This window comes from Escherichia sp. 94.0001, assembly GCF_013369155.2.
In the GTDB taxonomy this organism is placed as follows: domain Bacteria; phylum Pseudomonadota; class Gammaproteobacteria; order Enterobacterales; family Enterobacteriaceae; genus Escherichia; species Escherichia coli_F.
This window is the reverse complement of sequence record NZ_JABWMS020000026.1, coordinates 15,057-34,389: the sequence shown is the minus strand read 5'-3', so window position 1 is coordinate 34,389 and position 19,333 is coordinate 15,057. Positions and strand designations below refer to the sequence as shown.

The 19,333-nt window shown below is 48.8% G+C and carries 18 protein-coding genes and 1 pseudogene; 14 read left to right on the top strand and 5 right to left on the bottom strand.

Going from position 1 to position 19,333, the window contains the following annotated elements:
- Window position 1 precedes the first annotated feature (1 nt).
- Window positions 2-1,663 carry a putative transporter gene (locus HEN33_RS13750; RefSeq protein WP_163426430.1) on the top strand — a complete coding sequence of 554 codons (1,662 nt, stop codon included), beginning with the start codon at window positions 2-4 and terminating at the stop codon, window positions 1,661-1,663.
- Here the strand turns inward: HEN33_RS13750 and HEN33_RS13745 are convergent.
- Window positions 1,660-2,376: a GntR family transcriptional regulator gene (locus HEN33_RS13745; protein ID WP_001300779.1), complete on the bottom strand. Its 717-nt coding sequence runs from the start codon at window positions 2,374-2,376 to the stop codon at window positions 1,660-1,662. The genes HEN33_RS13750 and HEN33_RS13745 overlap by 4 nt on opposite strands.
- A gap of 295 nt (window positions 2,377-2,671) precedes the next feature.
- On the opposite strand from HEN33_RS13745, the gene HEN33_RS13740 reads away from it, so the two are divergent.
- Together HEN33_RS13740 and HEN33_RS13735 are read left to right on the top strand one after the other, a co-directional pair.
- Entirely contained in the window at window positions 2,672-4,288 is a 1,617-nt protein-coding gene (locus tag HEN33_RS13740; RefSeq protein WP_088541973.1) for a PTS sugar transporter subunit IIB, read from the top strand.
- Window positions 4,288-5,610 carry a 6-phospho-alpha-glucosidase gene (locus HEN33_RS13735; protein WP_000160112.1) on the top strand — a complete coding sequence of 441 codons (1,323 nt, stop codon included), beginning with the start codon at window positions 4,288-4,290 and terminating at the stop codon, window positions 5,608-5,610. The genes HEN33_RS13740 and HEN33_RS13735 overlap by 1 nt, the downstream gene beginning before the upstream one ends.
- On the opposite strand, the gene HEN33_RS13730 is transcribed toward HEN33_RS13735, so the two are convergent.
- Entirely contained in the window at window positions 5,607-6,500 is an 894-nt protein-coding gene (locus HEN33_RS13730) for a helix-turn-helix transcriptional regulator (protein WP_001353557.1), read from the bottom strand. The genes HEN33_RS13735 and HEN33_RS13730 overlap by 4 nt on opposite strands.
- A 166-nt stretch (window positions 6,501-6,666) precedes the next feature.
- On the opposite strand from HEN33_RS13730, the pseudogene HEN33_RS13725 reads away from it, so the two are divergent.
- Together HEN33_RS13725 and HEN33_RS13720 are read left to right on the top strand one after the other, a co-directional pair.
- Window positions 6,667-8,381, top strand: a pseudogene (locus HEN33_RS13725) (solute:sodium symporter family transporter).
- Window positions 8,378-9,871 carry a sulfatase-like hydrolase/transferase gene (locus HEN33_RS13720; protein ID WP_176263847.1) on the top strand — a complete coding sequence of 498 codons (1,494 nt, stop codon included), beginning with the start codon at window positions 8,378-8,380 and terminating at the stop codon, window positions 9,869-9,871. The pseudogene HEN33_RS13725 and the gene HEN33_RS13720 overlap by 4 nt, the downstream one beginning before the upstream one ends.
- 48 nt (window positions 9,872-9,919) lie before the next feature.
- Here HEN33_RS13720 and yidI read toward each other — a convergent pair whose 3' ends face one another.
- Window positions 9,920-10,369, bottom strand: coding sequence for a protein YidI (yidI, locus tag HEN33_RS13715; protein ID WP_039020312.1), 450 nt, complete (start codon window positions 10,367-10,369; stop codon window positions 9,920-9,922).
- A gap of 107 nt (window positions 10,370-10,476) precedes the next feature.
- Here yidI and HEN33_RS13710 point away from each other — a divergent pair, with 107 nt between their 5' ends.
- From HEN33_RS13710 to HEN33_RS13700, 3 genes are read left to right on the top strand one after another with little or no spacing between them, the layout of a single operon-like run.
- The gene (locus tag HEN33_RS13710; protein ID WP_000703959.1) at window positions 10,477-10,824 is read left to right on the top strand and encodes a YidH family protein; all 348 of its coding nucleotides are present in this window, start codon (window positions 10,477-10,479) and stop codon (window positions 10,822-10,824) included.
- Window positions 10,814-11,176, top strand: coding sequence for a DUF202 domain-containing protein (locus HEN33_RS13705; protein WP_001113432.1), 363 nt, complete (start codon window positions 10,814-10,816; stop codon window positions 11,174-11,176). The genes HEN33_RS13710 and HEN33_RS13705 overlap by 11 nt, the downstream gene beginning before the upstream one ends.
- Complete coding sequence (locus tag HEN33_RS13700; RefSeq protein ID WP_000148072.1) at window positions 11,173-11,670, top strand: radical SAM protein; 498 nt, start codon at window positions 11,173-11,175, stop codon at window positions 11,668-11,670. Before HEN33_RS13705 ends, HEN33_RS13700 begins: the two co-directional genes overlap by 4 nt.
- A 7-nt stretch (window positions 11,671-11,677) precedes the next feature.
- Here the strand turns inward: HEN33_RS13700 and emrD are convergent, their stop codons facing one another.
- Window positions 11,678-12,862, bottom strand: coding sequence for a multidrug efflux MFS transporter EmrD (gene emrD / locus HEN33_RS13695; protein WP_024166225.1), 1,185 nt, complete (start codon window positions 12,860-12,862; stop codon window positions 11,678-11,680).
- Window positions 12,863-12,943: 81 nt separating this feature from the next.
- Here emrD and ysdE point away from each other — a divergent pair, with 81 nt between their 5' ends.
- Window positions 12,944-13,018 (top strand): protein YsdE, encoded by a 75-nt coding sequence (gene ysdE, locus HEN33_RS26360; protein ID WP_211180519.1) that lies wholly within the window; start codon window positions 12,944-12,946, stop codon window positions 13,016-13,018.
- A 123-nt stretch (window positions 13,019-13,141) separates the two neighbouring features.
- On the opposite strand, the gene tisB is transcribed toward ysdE, so the two are convergent.
- Window positions 13,142-13,231 carry a type I toxin-antitoxin system toxin TisB gene (gene tisB, locus HEN33_RS13690; RefSeq protein WP_000060506.1) on the bottom strand — a complete coding sequence of 30 codons (90 nt, stop codon included), beginning with the start codon at window positions 13,229-13,231 and terminating at the stop codon, window positions 13,142-13,144.
- Window positions 13,232-13,794: 563 nt separating this feature from the next.
- Here tisB and ivbL point away from each other — a divergent pair.
- The 5 genes from ivbL (at window position 13,795) to HEN33_RS13665 (ending at window position 19,206) form a co-directional block, all read left to right on the top strand.
- Complete coding sequence (ivbL, locus tag HEN33_RS13685; protein WP_001300753.1) at window positions 13,795-13,893, top strand: ilvB operon leader peptide IvbL; 99 nt, start codon at window positions 13,795-13,797, stop codon at window positions 13,891-13,893.
- A 105-nt stretch (window positions 13,894-13,998) separates the two neighbouring features.
- On the top strand, window positions 13,999-15,687 hold the full coding sequence (gene ilvB / locus HEN33_RS13680; protein ID WP_176263846.1) for an acetolactate synthase large subunit: 1,689 nt from the start codon (window positions 13,999-14,001) through the stop codon (window positions 15,685-15,687).
- Between the two features lie 3 nt (window positions 15,688-15,690).
- Window positions 15,691-15,981 carry an acetolactate synthase small subunit gene (gene ilvN / locus HEN33_RS13675; protein ID WP_001181706.1) on the top strand — a complete coding sequence of 97 codons (291 nt, stop codon included), beginning with the start codon at window positions 15,691-15,693 and terminating at the stop codon, window positions 15,979-15,981.
- Window positions 15,982-16,242: 261 nt separating this feature from the next.
- Window positions 16,243-17,508, top strand: a complete 1,266-nt coding sequence (locus HEN33_RS13670) for a hypothetical protein (protein ID WP_183083436.1) — start codon at window positions 16,243-16,245, stop codon at window positions 17,506-17,508.
- 213 nt (window positions 17,509-17,721) lie between these two features.
- A complete protein-coding gene (locus HEN33_RS13665) occupies window positions 17,722-19,206 on the top strand; it encodes a hypothetical protein (protein ID WP_194313518.1) in 1,485 nt (494 codons plus the stop codon).
- Window positions 19,207-19,333: the final 127 nt, after the last annotated feature.

The window sequence follows — 19,333 nt, the reverse complement described above, 5'->3', positions numbered from 1 at the left end:
GATGAGTGATATAGCATTAACGGTCAGTATTCTGGCTTTGGTGGCAGTCGTCGGTTTGTTTATCGGCAACGTCAAATTTCGCGGCATAGGATTAGGTATTGGCGGCGTGCTGTTTGGTGGGATCATCGTCGGCCATTTTGTTTCTCAGGCGGGGATGACATTAAGTAGCGATATGCTGCATGTTATTCAGGAATTTGGCCTGATCCTGTTCGTTTATACCATCGGGATTCAGGTGGGTCCGGGCTTCTTTGCCTCATTGCGCGTCTCCGGATTACGCCTCAACCTGTTTGCTGTTCTGATCGTCATCATCGGTGGTCTGGTTACCGCCATCCTGCATAAACTGTTTGATATTCCACTGCCGGTCGTGCTGGGGATTTTCTCCGGTGCGGTAACCAATACGCCAGCACTGGGGGCAGGGCAGCAGATCTTGCGCGACCTGGGTACACCAATGGAAATGGTCGATCAGATGGGGATGAGTTACGCGATGGCGTATCCATTCGGCATTTGCGGGATTTTGTTCACCATGTGGATGTTGCGGGTTATTTTCCGCGTCAATGTCGAGACAGAAGCTCAGCAGCACGAGTCTTCACGCACCAATGGCGGTGCGCTGATCAAGACTATCAATATTCGCGTTGAGAACCCTAACCTGCATGACTTAGCCATTAAAGATGTACCGATTCTCAACGGGGACAAAATTATCTGTTCGCGTCTGAAACGAGAAGAAACCCTAAAAGTACCTTCGCCAGATACTATTATCCAACTGGGCGATTTGCTGCATTTGGTGGGGCAGCCAGCGGATTTACATAATGCGCAACTGGTGATTGGTCAGGAGGTCGATACCTCGCTGTCCACGAAAGGCACTGATTTACGCGTCGAGCGTGTGGTGGTCACCAATGAAAACGTGCTTGGTAAGCGTATTCGCGATCTGCACTTTAAAGAACGCTATGACGTTGTTATTTCGCGCCTGAACCGTGCCGGGGTCGAACTGGTCGCCAGTGGCGATATCAGCCTGCAGTTCGGCGATATTCTCAACCTGGTGGGGCGTCCGTCCGCAATTGATGCCGTTGCCAATGTGCTGGGGAATGCGCAGCAGAAACTGCAACAGGTTCAGATGCTGCCGGTGTTTATTGGTATCGGGCTTGGCGTATTGTTAGGTTCTATTCCCGTCTTTGTGCCGGGATTCCCGGCGGCGTTGAAACTGGGACTGGCGGGCGGTCCGCTGATTATGGCGTTGATCTTCGGGCGTATCGGCAGTATCGGTAAGCTGTACTGGTTTATGCCGCCAAGCGCCAACCTCGCGCTGCGGGAGCTGGGGATCGTACTGTTCCTCTCGGTAGTGGGGCTGAAATCTGGTGGGGATTTTGTAAATACCCTGGTCAATGGCGAAGGGCTAAGCTGGATTGGTTATGGTGCCCTGATCACCGCCGTTCCGCTGATTACTGTTGGTATTCTGGCGCGGATGTTAGCCAAAATGAATTACCTGACCATGTGCGGAATGCTGGCTGGCTCCATGACCGATCCTCCGGCGCTGGCATTTGCTAATAATCTTCATCCAACCAGCGGTGCGGCGGCACTCTCTTATGCCACTGTCTATCCGTTGGTGATGTTCCTGCGCATTATCACCCCACAATTACTGGCGGTGCTCTTTTGGAGTATCGGTTAACTCTTTTCCGGGTGGAGTCGCCGTAAATGGTACTCCACCTGGTATTCACTGGCATTTCTGAACATCACTGAATAATTCAAAAACTCACCGCTCTCACTATATGACAACGAGGTGATCCGCAGCAGTGGTGTGTGTTCCGCTACCTTCATTTGCCGCGCCAGCAGTCTATCGGCGAGAACCGGCGTCAGGCTTTCATAATTACCGCCAATAAGAATCCCGCACTCTTGTTCAATATATTCAAACTTCGACCCTTCCAGATGTTGCAGCGAAAGGTTGCGGAACAGTTTTACTGGCATATAGCTATCTTCCAGCATCAGCGGTTTCCCTTCCACAAAACGAACGCGACGGGAGAAGTAGATCTGCTCGTTGATTTGAATCCGTAATTGGCTGGCAATGGCCGGAGGCGCAGGCATGATTTCAAATATTAGCACCTGGCTGGTGACCGTTTTCCCCTGGCGTTTTAACACCTCCACCAGCCCGGTCAGGCTGGCAGTTTGATGCAGTACATCTTTGCGCACCAGATAAGTACCGCTGCCGTGGCGGCGGACCACCAACCCCCACGCCACCAGCAGGTCAATGGCTTTACGGATGGTCATCCGTGATACCGCAAACTCTTCCGCCAGCTTTTTTTCACCAGGAAGAAGACTGTTTAGCGTGAAATCCGCGGAGTTAAGTCGAATTCTTAACCGCTCCGCAATGCTTTTGTAGATCATCTCTAGATCTCTTTTTTGCCTGCAAGCCCGGGTAAAGCGCCCACAAATTTCGATTAATCCGTTGAAAAAGCATCTTTTTTTTAGTGATGTGTTCGATGCTGTGTACCCGTGTTCACAGATGTCTACTTTTTCGCGAAAACGTAGATCTCTACCGCTCAACGAAAAGCATGAAAGCGATCACGAATCCCACTGGGTCGTCATGTTCTGCCGATAGCATCTTCCTATCCTCGCTCCAGGCCTGCCGCATAACCAATCAGGCTTCCTACTTACAGAATTGAGAAAAGAGGATGTGGAAATGCTCAGTCAAATTCAACGCTTTGGCGGCGCGATGTTCACGCCAGTGCTGCTGTTTCCCTTCGCCGGGATTGTGGTGGGTCTTGCCATTTTGCTGCAAAACCCGATGTTTGTCGGGGAATCACTGACCGATCCGAACAGTTTATTCGCGCAAATCGTACACATCATTGAAGAGGGCGGTTGGACGGTATTCCGTAATATGCCGCTGATTTTTGCTGTCGGTTTACCCATTGGCCTTGCTAAGCAAGCGCAGGGGCGTGCTTGTCTGGCGGTGATGGTGAGTTTCCTGACCTGGAACTATTTCATCAACGCGATGGGAATGACCTGGGGAAGCTACTTCGGCGTCGATTTCTCTCAGGACGCAGTGGCAGGTAGCGGGCTGACCATGATGGCCGGAATTAAAACCCTCGATACCAGCATTATCGGCGCGATTATCATTTCTGGCATTGTGACGGCGCTGCATAACCGTCTGTTCGATAAAAAACTGCCGGTTTTTCTCGGCATTTTTCAGGGGACATCTTATGTGGTGATTATCGCCTTCCTGGTGATGATCCCCTGCGCGTGGCTGACATTGCTCGGCTGGCCAAAAGTACAAATGGGGATTGAATCTCTGCAAGCGTTCCTGCGTTCGGCGGGTGCGCTTGGGGTCTGGGTTTACACCTTCCTCGAACGCATTCTGATCCCAACCGGTTTACACCACTTCATCTACGGACCGTTTATCTTTGGTCCGGCAGCTGTTGAAGGCGGCATTCAGATGTACTGGGCGCAGCATCTGCAAGAGTTCAGTTTGAGCGCCGAGCCGCTGAAATCGTTGTTCCCGGAAGGCGGTTTTGCCCTGCACGGTAACTCAAAAATCTTTGGTGCCGTGGGCATTTCTTTAGCGATGTACTTCACTGCTGCACCGGAAAATCGGGTAAAAGTGGCGGGCTTGCTGATCCCTGCAACCTTAACCGCCATGCTGGTGGGAATTACCGAACCGCTGGAATTTACCTTCCTGTTCATTTCACCGTTGCTGTTTGCGGTACACGCCGTGCTGGCGGCCTCAATGTCGACTGTGATGTATCTCTTTGGTGTGGTGGGCAACATGGGCGGTGGTCTGATAGACCAGGTTTTACCGCAAAACTGGATCCCGATGTTCAGCAAACATGCGGATATGATGCTGACCCAAATCGCCATTGGGTTGTGCTTTACCCTCTTGTACTTCGTTGTCTTCCGCACCCTGATTCTGCAATTCAACATGTGCACACCGGGGCGTGAAGATGCGGAGGTGAAGCTCTACTCGAAAGCCGAATACAAAGCCTCACGAGGCCAAACTACCGCTGCAGAGCCCAAAAAAGAGCTGGAGCAGGCTGCCGGCATCCTGCAAGCCCTGGGCGGGGTGGGCAATATCTCCAGTATTAACAATTGCGCGACGCGTCTACGTATTGCACTGCATGACATGTCACAAACGCTGGATGACGAAGTCTTTAAAAAGCTGGGAGCGCATGGCGTCTTCCGTAGTGGTGATGCCATTCAGGTGATCATTGGTTTGCATGTTTCCCAGCTGCGTGAACAGCTCGATAGCTTAATTAATTCTCATCAATTAGCAGAAAAAGTTGCCATTACGGAGGCAGTATAATGACCAAATTCTCAGTGGTTGTCGCAGGCGGTGGAAGCACCTTTACGCCAGGCATCGTGTTGATGCTCCTGGCGAATCAGGACCGTTTCCCGCTTCGTGCACTGAAATTTTATGATAACGATGGTGCGCGGCAGGAAGTGATTGCCGAAGCCTGTAAAGTCATCCTTAAAGAAAAAGCGCCGGACATTGCGTTTAGTTACACCACCGATCCTGAAGTGGCATTCAGCGACGTTGATTTTGTCATGGCGCACATCCGCGTCGGCAAATACCCGATGCGCGAACTGGATGAAAAAATACCGCTGCGCCACGGCGTTGTCGGTCAGGAAACTTGCGGACCCGGCGGAATAGCGTACGGCATGCGTTCCATTGGCGGCGTCCTGGAACTGGTGGATTATATGGAAAAATATTCACCAAATGCCTGGATGCTCAACTACTCCAACCCGGCAGCAATTGTGGCAGAAGCCACGCGTCGTCTGCGCCCGAATGCGAAAATCCTCAACATCTGTGACATGCCAATCGGTATTGAAAGTCGGATGGCGCAAATTGTTGGGCTGCAAGATCGCAAACAGATGCGTGTGCGCTACTACGGTCTGAACCACTTTGGCTGGTGGACATCAATTGAAGATTTGCAAGGCAACGACCTGATGCCCCAGCTGCGGCAATATGTCTCAAAGCACGGTTATGTTCCACCGCAGCAAGATACGCATACCGAAGCGAGCTGGAACGACACCTATGCAAAAGCGCGGGATGTCCAGGCACTGGATCCGGATACATTGCCGAACACCTATCTGAAATATTATCTCTTCCCGGATTATGTCGTTCAGCATTCCAACCCTGAACATACCCGCGCGAATGAGGTGATGGAACATCGCGAGAAACAGGTTTTCGATGCTTGCCGCGCCATTACGGCGGCAGGAAATTCGGCGGCGGGCAAGCTGGAAATTGACGAACATGCGTCATACATCGTCGATCTGGCAGCGGCAATCGCCTTTAACACTCAGGAGCGGATGTTGCTGATTGTGCCTAACAACGGGGCAATTCATAACTTTGATGATGAAGCGATGGTCGAGATCCCGTGTCTGGTCGGGCACAACGGACCAGAACCACTGGTGGTCGGCGATATCCCGCAGTTTCAGAAAGGGTTAATGAGTCAGCAAGTGGCGGTGGAAAAACTGGTCGTGGACGCCTGGGAACAGCGTTCATATCAGCACCTGTGGCAGGCGATTACTCTGTCGAAAACGGTACCGAGCGCCTCGGTCGCCAAAGCTATTCTGGATGAGTTGCTGGAGGCCAACAAAGCGTACTGGCCAGAGTTACGTTAATTGTGTGGACTGGCATCCGTTGGGTGCTGGTCCGTATTCTTCAGCACGGCTGACGGCGCATAACCAAATTTATGCTTAAAGGCTTTGCTGAAATGAAAGGAGTCGAAGAAGTTGAGTGTATCAGCGACTTCGCCAACCGAGTTCCCTTGTTGCTTTAATAGCGATAGCGCCAGATCCAGACGTGCATCGAGGTAATATTCTTTCGGCGTCTTGCCGGTATAGCGTAAAAACAGACGACGCAACCAGGCTTCGCTACAGGGGATCGTGGCAGCCATATCAGCTACGCTCCAGCGTTGTTGCAGACTGGCATGTAAAGTGGCAATTAGTTTTTCAATTTGCCGCCGTTGTGGATCTTTTTTACCGTCTGCGTACATAAGACAAATCCACTGATAAATAATTTTCGTCAGAAAAGCGACTGCCAGATTATTTTTTATTGCTTCTGGTGAAGTAATTAATTCAGCAACTTCGGTGAGTTCCTGATTATAAACTTCGCCATTATAAATAACGCTTTGCTGACCGACGGGAATATCCATCATACTGGTGGGGGTAAATTCCATCCAGTACTGTTCCCAGACTAAACCTTCACAGTGATAAGAGTGAATATCCATTGGCTTTAAAAATATAATACAGTTGCCATGCAGTGTTATTTGTTCCCCATTCTTTAAAATAATTTTCCCACATCCTTGTACGGTATACACCGCTACCCATGAGTTGGCGATAAGCGGTTTCTTCTTGTCCCGCGGCCAGATCACCCGATAATGCTCGTCGGCGTAGGTATGCCAGAGCGAGATCAGAGAAATTCCGCTGGAGATCACATTTTCGTTAATCAATAAGGGAATATTGTACGGAGTTTCGTTTTTTACATCCGAACTTTGCAATTTTCCATTCATTTTAATATCCCTCCGGCGAATTATGCTCACAACCTGAACTTAACAGAAAACAATCCGTTCAGGGATACGACGTTTGTATTTTAAGAATCTGACTGCCTGACCCGACGCATTTTACCTCTCCCTATATTCATGCGTCCGGGACATAAACATAAATAAGGGCTATGAGATGAATTCGTTACAAATCTTGAGTTTTGTCGGTTTTACGCTGCTGGTGGCGGTCATCACCTGGTGGAAGGTCCGCAAAACAGATACCGGATCGCAACAAGGCTATTTTCTTGCCGGACGTTCACTAAAAGCGCCGGTTATTGCCGCTTCGTTAATGTTAACCAACCTTTCCACGGAACAACTGGTTGGACTTTCCGGGCAGGCCTACAAAAGCGGCATGTCGGTGATGGGCTGGGAAGTCACTTCTGCGGTGACGCTGATCTTCCTCGCGCTAATCTTTTTACCGCGCTATCTGAAGCGTGGCATTGCCACCATCCCCGATTTTCTGGAGGAACGTTATGATAAAACGACGCGTATTATCATCGACTTCTGCTTCCTCATTGCCACTGGCGTTTGCTTTCTGCCAATTGTTCTCTACTCCGGCGCGTTGGCGTTAAACAGCCTGTTTCACGTTGGGGAATCGCTACAAATTTCTCACGGTGCGGCTATCTGGCTGTTGGTGATCTTGCTTGGTATGGCGGGAATTTTGTATGCGGTGATCGGCGGACTGCGCGCGATGGCGGTGGCGGACTCCATTAACGGTATTGGGCTGGTTATCGGCGGCTTGATGGTGCCGGTGTTTGGCCTGATCGCGATGGGCAAGGGCAGCTTTATGCAGGGCATTGAGCAACTCACCACCGTTCACGCCGAGAAATTAAACTCAGTCGGCGGTCCAACCGATCCCTTGCCAATTGGTGCGGCATTTACCGGTTTGATTCTGGTGAACACCTTTTACTGGTGTACAAATCAGGGCATCGTGCAACGCACGCTGGCGTCAAAAAGTTTGGCGGAAGGGCAAAAAGGGGCGCTGTTAACGGCGGTGCTGAAAATGCTCGACCCGCTGGTACTGGTGCTGCCAGGGTTGATTGCGTTTCATCTGTATCAGGATTTACCTAAAGCCGACATGGCCTACCCGACGCTGGTCAATAACGTTCTGCCAGTGCCACTGGTGGGTTTCTTCGGCGCGGTGTTATTTGGTGCGGTGATCAGTACCTTCAACGGCTTTCTGAATAGCGCCAGTACGTTATTCAGTATGGGTATTTATCGGCGCATCGTTAACCAGAATGCCGAGCCGCAACAGCTGGTCACCGTTGGGCGCAAATTTGGTTTCTTTATCGCCATCGTTTCGGTGCTGGTCGCGCCGTGGATCGCCAACGCGCCGAGGGGCTGTATAGCTGGATGAAACAGCTCAACGGTATTTACAACGTGCCGTTGGTTACCATCATCATTATGGGCTTTTTCTTCCCCCGCATTCCGGCGCTGGCGGCAAAAGTGGCGATGGGGATTGGCATAATCAGCTACATCACCATCAACTATCTGGTGAAGTTCGACTTCCATTTCCTCTATGTACTGGCCTGTACGTTCTGTATCAACGTGGTAGTGATGCTGGTGATCGGTTTTATCAAACCGCGCGCCACGCCGTTCACTTTCAAAGATGCGTTTGCGGTGGACATGAAGCCGTGGAAAAACGTCAAGATCGCGTCAATTGGTATCCTGTTCGCTATGATTGGCGTCTATGCCGGGCTGGCTGAATTCGGCGGCTACGGTACGCGCTGGTTAGCGATGATCAGTTATTTCATCGCTGCCGTAGTGATTGTCTACCTGATTTTTGACAGCTGGCGGCATCGTCACGACCCAGCCGTAACCTTTACTCCCGACGCGAAGGATAGCCTATGAAACGCCCCAATTTTCTGTTCATCATGACCGATACCCAGGCCACCAATATGGTCGGTTGCTATAGCGGTAAGCCTCTGAATACGCAAAATATTGATAGTCTGGCGGCGGAAAGTATTCGCTTTAATTCCGCCTATACCTGTTCACCGGTTTGTACACCAGCGCGCGCCGGGCTGTTTACCGGTATCTACGCTAACCAGTCCGGCCCGTGGACCAATAACGTCGCGCCGGGCAAAAACATCTCCACTATGGGACGCTACTTTAAGGATGCGGGCTATCACACCTGTTACATTGGCAAATGGCATCTCGACGGTCATGACTATTTCGGCACTGGCGAGTGTCCGCCGGAGTGGGACGCTGATTACTGGTTCGATGGGGCGAACTACCTTAGCGAACTGACGGAAAAAGAGATCAGCCTGTGGCGCAATGGCCTAAACAGCGTTGAGGATTTACAGGCGAACCAGATCGACGAAACCTTCACCTGGGCGCACCGCATCAGCAATCGGGCGGTAGATTTTCTGCAACAGCCCGCGCGCGCCGAGGAACCCTTCCTGATGGTGGTTTCGTATGATGAGCCGCATCACCCGTTCACCTGTCCGGTGGAGTATTTAGAGAAATACGCTGATTTTTACTACGAACTTGGCGAGAAATCACAGGATGACCTGGCGAACAAACCGGAACATCACCGCTTATGGGCGCAGGCGATGCCATCGCCAGTCGGTGATGACGGGTTTTATCACCATCCGCTCTATTTTGCCTGCAATGACTTTGTTGATGACCAAATTGGACGGGTCATCAATGCCTTAACGCCAGAGCAACGTGAAAATACGTGGGTCATTTATACCTCCGATCATGGTGAAATGATGGGCGCACATAAGCTGATCAGTAAAGGAGCGGCGATGTATGACGACATCACCCGTATTCCGCTGATCATCCGTTCGCCGCAAGGGGAGCGGCGGCAGGTCGATACGCCAGTCAGTCATATCGATTTACTGCCGACAATGATGGCGCTGGCAGATATTGAAAAACCAGACATTCTGCCAGGGGAAAATATCCTTGCTGTGAAAGAGCCGCGTAGCGTGATGGTGGAATTTAACCGTTATGAGATTGAGCATGACAGCTTTGGCGGTTTTATTCCGGTGCGTTGCTGGGTGACGGATGATTTTAAACTGGTGCTAAACCTTTTCACCAGTGATGAACTTTACGATCGCCGTAACGACCCAAATGAAATGCATAACCTGATCGATGATATCCGTTTTACCGACGTTCGCAGCAAAATGCATGACGCCTTGCTGGATTACATGGACAAAATTCGCGATCCGTTCCGCAGTTACCAATGGAGTCTGCGTCCGTGGCGTAAAGATGCGCAACCGCGCTGGATGGGGGCGTTCCGTCCACGCCCACAGGATGGCTATTCGCCGGTAGTACGCGACTATGACACCGGCCTGCCAACACAAGGGGTGAAGGTGGAAGAGAAAAAACAGAAGTTTTGACGACAATGCCCGTTGGCGATAACCCAGCGGGCAAAATATTCAGGCTGCTTAAACCAGTGAACTACCGGTCAGGAAAGAAAAAATCAGGAATATCAGCAGAAGGCTGCAGATGATGCCGATGCCAAAAAGTAAGGTATGGAAAGCCAGCGTCCCGCCGCCAAAAACCAGAGCGCCGCGAATGCCCCAGCGATTTTCCTTACGCATACCGCCAATAAATGCGCAAAGTAGCGCGGCAATGGCCAGTGCGATTCCGCCTTGATCGAGGATTTTATCGACATCTACGTCCTCTTTTTTCTCCACGGTGGTAATTTTTTCGCCTTTTATTCCGGCGAGAAGACCTCTTTTAATTTCAGCCGTTTTGTCCGCCACGATGCTTTCAAGCGTTGGCGGTGGTGCGGAAAAAGGGCCGAATGAAAAGTGGATAATCCCCATCATTAAAGCGATGGCACCGAACAGCATGCCCAAGGAACTGATTTTATTTTGCGCTATGATACCCATCTGACCTCCTTGTAGCGGATGGCAAAAGCATATCAGGAAACGGGCGGACGAAATTCTTAAAAAAACCGCTAAAGGTAGAGCGTTAGTGAAATTGCAAAGGAGCAACAATGAAAATTTCCCGCCTCGGAGAAGCGCCCGATTACCGCTTCTCGCTGGCTAATGAGCGTACTTTTTTGGCGTGGATCCGTACTGCACTAGGATTTCTGGCGGCGGGGGTTGGGCTTGATCAACTTGCGCCAGATTTCGCCACGCCCGTCATTCGCGAACTGCTGGCGTTGTTGTTGTGTCTGTTTTCCGGCGGGTTAGCGATGTATGGCTACTTGCGCTGGTTACGCAATGAAAAAGCGATGCGTCTGAAAGAGGACCTGCCCTATACCAACAGCTTATTAATCATCAGCTTAATATTGATGGTCGTGGCGGTGATCGTTATGGGACTGGTGTTGTATGCCGGATAGCCGCAAAGCCAGACGCATTGCCGACCCAGGGCTGCAGCCGGAGCGTACATCGCTGGCGTGGTTTCGTACCATGCTGGGCTACGGCGCGTTGATGGCGTTGGCTATCAAACACAACTGGCACCAGGCGGGCATGTTATTCTGGATTTCGATTGGCATCCTCGCCATCGTGGCGCTGATCCTCTGGCACTACACCCGTAATCGCAATTTAATGGATGTCACGAATAGCGATTTTTCCCAATTTCACGTAGTCCGTGACAAATTTTTGATCTCCCTCGCGGTGTTATCTCTCGCAATACTGTTTGCTGTAACGCATATACATCAACTTATCGTATTTATTGAGAGAGTCGCATGACAGGAAGTCAGGTCATTGATGCTGAAGAGGACAGGCATAAACTGGTTGTAGAGTATAAGGATGCTCTGCAACCTGCCGATTTTTATTACAATTTCAAACAGCGGGGCATCCGCTCCGTACAGCTTATTCCCCATCTTGAATTTGATGACCGGGGCGATCTGACGGCCGCTTCGGTGACAGCAGAGCTGTGGGGGAAATTTTTAATTGCCCTGTTCGAGTGTTGGGTACGGGCAGATATCAGTCGTATCTCGATTGAGCTTTTTGACGCCACCCTACAAAAATGGTGTGGCAGCGAAAACCCGCAACCGCGCCGTGGCTGCCAGGCGTGCGACTGGCATCGGCTGTGCCCGCACGCTCGGGAGGAGACGCCAGACAACGTGCTTTGTGCGGGCTATCAGGCGTTTTATTCTTACTCCGCGCCGCATATGCGGGTGATGCGTGATCTGATAAAGCAGCATCGTTCTCCCATGGAGCTGATGACGATGCTGCGGTGACGTGAGCTTAAACGGGCTGCCCCTGATGCGACATCCGCGTCGCCAGCGGTAGCCAGCACAGCACGATCAACAATCCCATTAAGGTCATCAACAACCCCAGGCTGCCCTGACCGGTTTGCGGCAACATCGCAGAGAGCGACGCAAGCACGCCGGAACCAATGTTTTGCAGACCGCCGACCAGCGCGCCAGCCGTGCCCGCCAGGAAGGGGAACGGTTCCATTGCGCCGCTGGTCGCCAGCGGAAACAGCATCCCGGCACCGAAAAAGAACAGCGCGGCGGGAACGAGCAGCGTCCAGACATTCATCACGCCAAACCAGTCGGGGATCCACATCAGCAAGCCAGCCAGCAGGCAGCAGATAACCGACTGCCACATCAACGTCGGGAATCGTTTATTAGGACGCCCGGCAAACCATGCTCCAAAAAATGCCGCCGGAATCGGCAGAATAAACAAAATGCTGACCGTCATACTGCTCAGCCCTAATACCGCACCCATCAGCACGCCGGAGCAGGCTTCAAAGGCGGCAATCCCGGCCAGACCGCCAATCAGCATCAGCAAATAACAGTTAAAACCGCTGTTACCGAAAAGTGTTTTATAACTGGTAAGCAGGCGCGTGCGCGGTGCATCTACCGGACGCGTTTCCGGCATCCAGCGCGCCATACTGAAGGTCACACCGGCACAAAGTACCAACAGGAAGAGATAACAGGCGCGCCAGTTCCACATCGTATCCAGCAGACCGCCGATTAACGGTGCGAGCAACGGACTGACGAGAATACCCATATTTAACAGGCTGTTAGCATGACGCAACTGTGTCCGTTCATATAAATCACGCGGCAATGTACGCGCCATCACGCCGCCTACGCCGGTGCCCATCCCCTGCATCGCGCTGGCGGCAATCAACACCGTCAAACTGGAGGTCGTGACCGCGACCAGCGTTGCCAGCATAAAAATGGACATTCCGACGAGGATCACCGGTCGGCGACCCACACGGTCGGATATCGGGCCATAAAACAGTTGCGAGACACCGTAAGTCAGCAGATAAGCGCCCATTACGCTTTGCACCGCCCCTTCACGAACGTTGAGATCGCGCGCCATATCGGCAATAGCTGGAATATAAATGGTTTGCGCCATCTGACCGACGGCCACGAGTAATACCAACATCAATAACAAATTGACGTTTCTATGCCTTTTCATTATCACGGATGCTTTTATAAAAATAATTAGAATAAGTCACTACGCATTCCCATAAATGCGGGAGAGGAATCTATCACATTGATGAATGTTAGCCAGATATACGCCAGGAATGGGGAATTGTTTAGCGGCAGAATATGTAAACAAAAGCGGCAATAAATGTTGCCGGGAGGGATGGTAGGTCGGATAAGATGCGTCAGCATCGCATCCGACACCAACCCACACGCTAAATATAAAAGGGGAGCGGTTACCCGCTCCCCTTTGGTGCGACTTGAATCTGAATTACTTCAGGTATTTCAGAACAGCATCAAGCAGTTGCAGTGCTGCAACAATGAGTTTGAGGATAAGAATGGCGATATCCACCAGGCTCATACGCGTCTCCTGTGGTTCAGGAGCACTGCCAGCTGACGTACCTTTCCGCTGCCTGTTGCCAGCTGTTGTGCACGCGGTATCTCAAGGAGAAACGTTGTGCTGTTGACATAACACAGTGTGCTCTCGCGGGGTTAAGGCGCTGACGGCACCACCCGTTTCAGCCAGGACTTAGTGCGCCGGGTAACGATGCGGCCCCCGCATAACACATTGCGTACAGTGATATTATAGAAGTGTACTGTATAAATAAACAGTAATATTTGGACAAAACGTAAACTGTGATCGATACTCCACTATGTACTAAATACGTCAAAATTCGTGCCGAAATTGCGCGTTCTGCGCGGAACACGTATACTTTCTGTGTTGACATAATACAGTGTGCTTTGCGGTTACCAGCCGCGGGCGGCTGACGAAACCTCGCTCCGGCGGGGTTTTTTGTTACCTGCAGTACAGTACAAAACGTGATCAATCCCTCAATTTTCCCTTGCTGAAAAATTTTCCATTGTCTCTCCTGTAAACCTGTGCTTGTATAAATATTGTTAAACACAAAACCAACAAGGTCCCCAATGACTACTTCCATGCTCAACGCAAAACTACTACCAACTGCGCCATCCGCCGCAGTGGTCGTCGTGCGTGTGGTGGTGGTCGTCGGCAATGCGCCGTAGGGACTGGAACAACACACGATTCCAAAACCCCGCCGGCGCAAACCGGGCGGGGTTTTTCGTTTAAGCACCTCCCGGAAAGTCGGCCCAGAAGAAAAGGACTGGAGCATGGCAAGTTCGGGCACATCATCGACGCGTAAGCGCTTTACCGGCGCAGAATTTATCGTTCATTTCCTGGAACAGCAGGGCATTAAGATTGTGACGGGCATTCCGGGCGGTTCTATCCTGCCTGTTTACGACGCCTTAAGCCAAAGCACGCAAATCCGCCATATTCTGGCTCGCCATGAACAGGGCGCGGGGTTTATCGCTCAGGGAATGGCGCGCACTGACGGCAAACCGGCAGTCTGTATGGCCTGTAGCGGACCGGGTGCGACTAACCTGGTGACCGCCATTGCCGATGCGCGACTGGACTCCATCCCGCTGATTTGCATCACTGGTCAGGTTCCTGCCTCAATGATCGGCACTGATGCCTTCCAGGAAGTGGACACCTACGGCATCTCTATCCCCATCACCAAACACAACTATCTGGTCAGACATATCGAAGAACTCCCGCAGGTCATGAGCGATGCCTTCCGTATTGCGCAATCAGGCCGCCCTGGCCCGGTGTGGATAGACATTCCTAAGGATGTGCAAACGGCAGTTTTTGAGATTGAAGAACAGCCCGGTATGACAGAAAAAGCTGCCGCGCCTGCGTTTAGTGAAGAGAGTATTCGTGACGCAGCTGCAATGATTAACGCCGCCAAACGCCCGGTGCTCTATCTGGGCGGCGGTGTCATTAACGCGCCCGCGCGGGTGCGTGAACTGGCGGAGAAAGCGCAGCTGCCTACCACCATGACTTTAATGGCGCTGGGCATATTGCCAAAAGCGCATCCGCTGTCGCTGGGTATGCTGGGGATGCACGGTGTACGTAGCACTAACTATATCTTGCAGGAGGCGGATCTGCTGATTGTTCTCGGCGCACGTTTTGATGACCGGGCGATTGGCAAAACCGAGCAGTTCTGCCCGAATGCCAAAATTATTCATGTCGATATCGACCGCGCAGAGCTGGGCAAAATCAAGCAGCCGCACGTAGCGATTCAGGCGGATGTTGATGACGTGCTGGCGCAGTTGATCCCGCTGGTGGAAGCGCAACCGCGTGCAGAGTGGCACCAGTTGGTAGCCGATTTGCAGCGCGAATTCCCGTGTCCAATCCCGAAAGCGTGTGATCCGTTAAGCCATTACGGCCTGATCAACGCCGTTGCCGCCTGTGTCGATGACAACGCGATTATCACCACCGACGTGGGTCAGCATCAGATGTGGACCGCGCAGGCTTATCCGCTCAATCGCCCACGCCAGTGGCTGACCTCCGGCGGGCTGGGCACGATGGGCTTTGGCCTGCCTGCGGCCATTGGCGCGGCGCTGGCGAACCCGGATCGCAAAGTGTTGTGTTTCTCCGGCGACGGCAGCCTGATGATGAATATTCAGGAGATGGCGACCGCCAGTGAAAACCAGCTGGATGTGAAAATCATTCTGATGAACAACGAAGCGCTGGGGCTGGTGCATCAGCAACAGAGTCTGTTCTACAAGCAGGGCGTTTTTGCCGCCACCTATCCGGGCAAAATCAACTTTATGCAGATTGCCGCCGGATTTGGCCTCGAAACCTGTGATTTGAATAACGAAGCCGATCCGCAGGCTGCATTGCAGGAAATCATCAACCGCCCTGGTCCGGCGCTGATCCATGTGCGTATTGATGCCGAAGAAAAAGTGTACCCGATGGTGCCGCCAGGTGCGGCGAATACTGAAATGGTGGGGGAATAAGCCATGCAAAACACAACTCATGACAACGTGATTCTGGAACTCACCGTTCGTAACCATCCGGGCGTAATGACCCACGTTTGTGGTCTTTTTGCCCGTCGCGCTTTTAACGTTGAAGGTATTCTCTGCCTGCCAATTCAGGACAGCGACAAAAGCCACATTTGGCTACTGGTCAATGACGACCAGCGTCTGGAGCAGATGATCAGTCAAATCGATAAGCTGGAAGACGTAGTGAAAGTGCAGCGTAACCAGTCCGATCCGACGATGTTCAACAAGATTGCGGTGTTTTTTCAGTAAGGCGCGACATTAAATCGCTCAGGGTGATTACTGATGAGCGATTTTTGATAGTTCCCTTCAGACATATCGGGTGAAATTGTGCCAGAAACCATCTCAGGCACAATTTATTGGCCCTGACGTTAATTAGAGTCCAGCACTGGTCATTCGCGGGTTGACGGTTAGGGCTAAAATTTCCAGCGATGGCGCTAAATTCTGATTGCTGTCTATACCAGTGATCATGACTAGCATTCTATAAATTAATTGCTCATCGTGAGGTATATTATGGCAAGCCCTATAAACAATGGAACAACGATATCAAATTCCTGCTCTCACTCTATTTTAGATAAAAAAATAAATATAGCAGATGAGCTTCATATTAAGAATTATGCAAAAAAATATTCACCAGGCAGTAATTTTGCAAAATGGATGTTACAGGAAATAAAACGCTTAATAGTAAATATCATGTCCGGTTCTCGGAACGTTAGCACTGATATTCTTGACTATTTTCATCCTATGCCAGGAACAGAAAATAATGGTAATCGTACCTGGATGGCGGCAACTGGAGAGAGTGAATATACCGTAATCGAACAAACAGGTGACAAATCTTTTAAGATTATACAGAAGGATGAAAATTCAAATGAACGAACCGAAATATCATATTCTGGAGTGGCTGTGGCGACTATCATCAAGTCGCTTTCTGAAAAGACTGCTGCGCTAGAGACTCACTCCGCTGATACACTTTTGAGGAAAAGTATTGTCAATTGTATTGTTATGAAAAACAAGGATGCTAAAAACGTAATTAATGCAGACATTGAGAATAATATATATGATTTGTTAAAGCTGCAAATTCAAAAAGATGAAGGGTATTTACCTGTTCATGAAAGTTTTAACAGCGCTGATGTTTTTTTGGAATCCATAATTATGGATGCGCATAGAACTATAAAAGAACAAAGTCAGCAAAATGGTGCTGCTAAAATAACTTGCTGCGGTGTTGAGTTAAGTAAAGACATTCTTGAAATTTTTGCAAATAAAATTAAAATAATTGAAAACGAAACAAATAATAGTCAAAGCACACTTCAACAAATAGTTCCGCTGGTTTGCTTTAAAGACGATGAATCTTCTCAGTTAAGTAAATTATTAAAACAATCAAAGAGTAACATTACTGATGATAAGATTGATGAAATAATCGATTGCTTATCTAGTCCTCAGGGGATTTCATGTTTTTATCATGCTTGCATACAATCCTATCAAAGTTATTTAAAAGGCATAACTCCAGATGTTTTACAGGGGATGAATAAGAGTATGGAAAGATTAAGTTCGGGTAAATCAGGTTATACTTTGGTAGGGGGGGGTAAGTATGTTAATGAAATATATTTTACCAAAAAAGATTTTAGACAAAAGCTGTATGTGGCGAGTGTTAGTAATGATGGGGATGAAGTTAAGCTTGAGTGCTCTCGTTATTTTACTAAAGGTGTGATTAAAGAAGAGTCCACCGATAATTCATTTTCTTTTACATTTTCCGGTGCCGCAACAATCGCTGATTTATAATTTACCCCTGATAAAGCGCGCTTATCATAAAGGTGAGTACGTGTTCTTAACAATTTGTTTTTTGCCTGTGTTTTTGAAAATGAGCGATTTTTGATAGTTAATAAGTTGTGTTGATGATGCAATTGCACTGGAAAATAGTTAAGGAAAATAACAACACCATATAATTACTATTGAAATAAATGAAGAGTAGTGGTTGGCATAGAAATATTCATGATGCTAACTATTCATGTTTTTAACAATGTTAGAATATGCAAAATGTCATATTGTGAGGTTACTATGGTTAGTGCGACGGGTTCTATGAATTCAAGGAAAACAGAGGTTGATGATAGCCAGTTTCTTAATCAGAGTCTAAGGGATAGTATCGAAAGAAGTCTTGACGGAAATATTTCTAAATTTGATGTGATGGAACAAAGTGGTCTGCTCGGTAATTGTAGAACAAGGTCTGATAAAGCCACGTTTGGCGAAATTTTTCGTAGTTTGCTATTATATATTTTAGATTCTTTTAATATCTATCGACATGATGTTAGTGATAAATTAGTCCGTTATTTTCATGTTACCCCTGAATCGGTGAATGCTGATAAAAAAACATGGGTTGCCACCACGGGTATAAATAGTCAAATAACAATTGAGCAGACCGGCAGTAATAAATTTACAGTCACTGAGAGGTGTCGTGAGAACAATGGTAATAGCAACCAGTTGAAAAATAACACCAGGGTAAGGATTTTTAGTGGTCGAAATGTGGAAGAGTTTATACAGTTACTTTCACAACACGATAAATTGGAAAGAGAACAATTCTCAGAATTAACAATTGCTGCAAATGCTCTTAAGAAAGAACTGGTTAGTAATTATATAACAGGTAATAATGTATATAAAACTCAAGCTGAATCCCCATTAACAAATGCTTTGCAAAAACAAACTCAATTAATTCCAGATAATTTTCTTTATCAATCGGCCATAACAAAACTGTCTGTTGATAAAGGTGAGTTTGGCTCACTTCTTGGTGATGCAAAAAGGCAAGTGGGAGAGGGGAGTTCACATATTTCATGTTGTGGGGTGAAAATTAACCGTACTATACATGAGTTACTGAAGGAGAAAACCTCGGCTTTGGCTGAGCGTAAAGATGCCCATAAAATTAATCTCGATGCGCTTTTCAATGAAATTAAATTTACGCCAGCGCAATGTGATTTGGTAAGAAAATCTCTAGAGGATGAACATGTTGATAAAGTAAAAATAGCGAGTATTGTTTCTTGTCTCTCTAGTGTTTCAGGGATTGGTAATCTGTATTATGCTTGTTCACAGGCATTTCATGTGGCCCATGACGGAAAGGATATTAATGTATCTCAGGCAGGAAGTTCTCTTTATAGCATAATATCTGATAATCCTATTTTTTGTGCGTTGGGGGGGAGGATGAATTTGCTTTTTGCTGACTTTTCAGAGTATGCATTCAAACAAACTTATCATGTTGTAAAAGCAGTCGTAAATGAAGCTAAAAGCGATTTTGATATTGCAAATTTCATCTATACCACATCCGGTGAGTTACCAGAAAAAGACACTTATAAAAAAGATACTAATTATGAGTATTCCGCTGAATCTTATAGCTCTGCAGATTTTGAAGATAATTACTGGATGCCAGAAAAGTATAACGATATTATAACGAAAAATTTCTCAGGTAATATTACAATTGCAATCATCAAATAATTAGCTTTTTCTAAATCATACACGCTAAACGCTTACCTTTCAGGTAAGCGTTTTTGCGATAAGCGCAACATTAATCAGTCAATACATACCCATATCCAACTTGAACAACATCGCGCTTATCGTTAAG